This is a genomic window from Actinoalloteichus spitiensis RMV-1378, assembly GCF_000239155.1.
Taxonomy (GTDB): Bacteria; Actinomycetota; Actinomycetes; order Mycobacteriales; family Pseudonocardiaceae; genus Actinoalloteichus_B; species Actinoalloteichus_B spitiensis.
Genome location: NZ_AGVX02000630.1, coordinates 1 through 2,150 on the forward strand (window position 1 = coordinate 1; position 2,150 = coordinate 2,150).

A 2,150-nucleotide genomic window follows, 5' to 3' on the forward strand; every position below is an offset into this window, starting at 1 on the left:
CGTCCTGGCCATCCACCGCAGGTGCGCCCGCGCCGACCGGTTCGGGTGCACCCACTTCGCGTCCAACAGCGCGCCGATGCGGCGGAGCGGCTGGTCCAACTCGTGGTAGGGCTGCCCGCAGATGCGGACCGTCCCGCTGGTGGGCCGGTCCAGGCCCAGGATCATCCGCATCGTCGTGGACTTCCCCGCGCCGTTCGGCCCGAGGAAACCGGTGACACGCCCCGGCCGCACCGAGAACGACAGGTCGTCCACCGCGACCTTGTTTCCGTACCGCCTGGTGAGGCCTCGTGCCTCGATCATCGTCACCAACTTCCCGCCCGCCCCTGTCGGGCGTCGACTCGTCCGCTGCCGCTTCACGGGTCAGCCTGTCGAAAACGGCGGCCCGGGATATCCGTGATCACCCCGAGGTCGACCCCCACTTGCCCCGCACCGCCCCTGAGGGACACCCCCGGACCCGCGCCCGAGCCTGAGGAGGCGCGTTCACCAGAATTAATGAACCGTGGTTCAATAACAGGGTGGCCAGGCCGAGGAACACCACCGACGAACAGCTGATCCGCGCGGCGAGCGAGACGCTCGCGGAACTGGGTCCGCGACGGCTCACCCTCGCCGAGATCGCCCGCCGCGCCGGGGTGGTGCCCGGCACCCTCGTCCAGCGGTTCGGTTCGAAACACGGCCTGCTCGTCGCGATGAGCCGGGCCAGCGCCGACGAGGTGCCGACCACCATGCGCGAGGCCGCTGAGGGCACCCACGACCCGGTCGAGGCGATCCGGGCGGCCGCGACCTCGCCCTACCGGCAGCTCGACAACCCCGGTACCGCCGCCCACAACCTGGCCGCGCTGGGCACGGACCTCCAGGACCCGGAACTCCGCGAGCTCCTGGCCGAGGTGTACGGCCGGGTCAGCACCGAACTGCGCCACCTGGTCGGCGCGGCGGTCGACGCCGGGGCCCTCCCCGGCGCTCCTGCCCCGGAAACGGCGGGCGCCGTACTGGCGGCCCTCGTCACCGGGTCCGCGTTGCACTGGTCGATGCGCCCCGAGGGGTCGCTGGTCCACCGGCTCCTCGTCGACGTGGACGCGGTGCTCGACGGGTGGCGCCGCCCTCCCGGCTGAGCGGCCGGCCAGCACCCACCACCCACCTGGAAAACGCACCACGGAAGGGAACGAGAACGTGGCGGAGAAGAGCGCACCACTGCAGGGGCGGATCGCCGTCGTCACCGGAGGAACCCGGGGATGTGGTCGGGGCATCGCCGTCGAACTCGGCGCCGCGGGAGCCACCGTCTACGTGACCGGTCGCACGAGCGGGCGGACGCGCAGTCCCCTGAACCGCGCGGAGACCGTCGAGGAGACCGCCGAGCTGGTGACGGCGGCCGGCGGCACCGGCATCCCGGTCGTCTGCGACCACAACTCCGTCGCCGAGGTCACCGCACTGGCCCGGCGCATCCACTCCGAACAGGACGGTCGGCTGGACATCCTCGTCGACGACGTCTGGGGCGGCGACCCCTTCGTCGTCCACGGCACCCCGTTCTGGGAGACCAGCCTGGAGGACGCCCTGCGCGTGCTCCGCAACGGGGTCGAAACCCACCTCGTCACCGCGCACACGCTGCTGCCGCTGCTCGGTGCGAGGCCGGGCGGCCTGCTCGTCGAGGTCACCGACGGCGACGACGACGAGTACGTGGGAACCGCCGTGCCCTACTTCCTGGTCAAGTCGGCGATGCGCCGGCTCGGCACCGCCCTCCACCACGAGCTGGCACCGCTCGGGGGGACGGCGGTCACCGTCAGCCCCGGTTTCCTCCGCTCGGAGAGCATGTTGGACCACTTCGGGGTGACCGAGGAGAACTGGCGGGAGGGAATCGCCCGGGACCCGCACTTCGCCATCTCGGAGACCCCCCGCTACCTGGGTCGGGCCGTCGCGGCACTCGCCGCCGACCCCGAGGTCTCCCGGTGGGGCGGGCGCAGCGTCTCCAGTGGTGCGCTCGCCGCCGCCTACGGCGTGCGGGACCTGGACGGCTCACGGCCCGACGCGGCCACCTACATCCGCGAGGTCGCCCTCGGCGGTCGTCGGGACCGCACCGCCGACGACTACCGCTGATCCCGGACGGGCACAGGCGGAAGGTGTCCGGGACGCCCGGCGGCCGCCGGGCGTCCCGGATC

Annotated in this window: 3 protein-coding genes; 2 read left to right on the forward strand and 1 reads right to left on the reverse strand. The window is 72.8% G+C overall.

Features of this window, described 5'->3' with window-relative positions; translation table 11 throughout:
- On the reverse strand, window positions 1-300 hold a 300-nt coding region (locus ACTIDRAF_RS30655), incomplete at its 3' end, for an ATP-binding cassette domain-containing protein (RefSeq protein WP_157163227.1).
- Window positions 301-515: 215 nt separating this feature from the next.
- On the opposite strand from ACTIDRAF_RS30655, the gene ACTIDRAF_RS0223000 reads away from it, so the two are divergent.
- The gene (locus tag ACTIDRAF_RS0223000) at window positions 516-1,109 is read left to right on the forward strand and encodes a TetR/AcrR family transcriptional regulator (RefSeq protein ID WP_016701057.1); all 594 of its coding nucleotides are present in this window, start codon (window positions 516-518) and stop codon (window positions 1,107-1,109) included.
- Between the two features lie 58 nt (window positions 1,110-1,167).
- A complete protein-coding gene (locus tag ACTIDRAF_RS30660) occupies window positions 1,168-2,088 on the forward strand; it encodes an SDR family oxidoreductase (RefSeq protein WP_016701058.1) in 921 nt (306 codons plus the stop codon).
- Window positions 2,089-2,150: the final 62 nt, after the last annotated feature.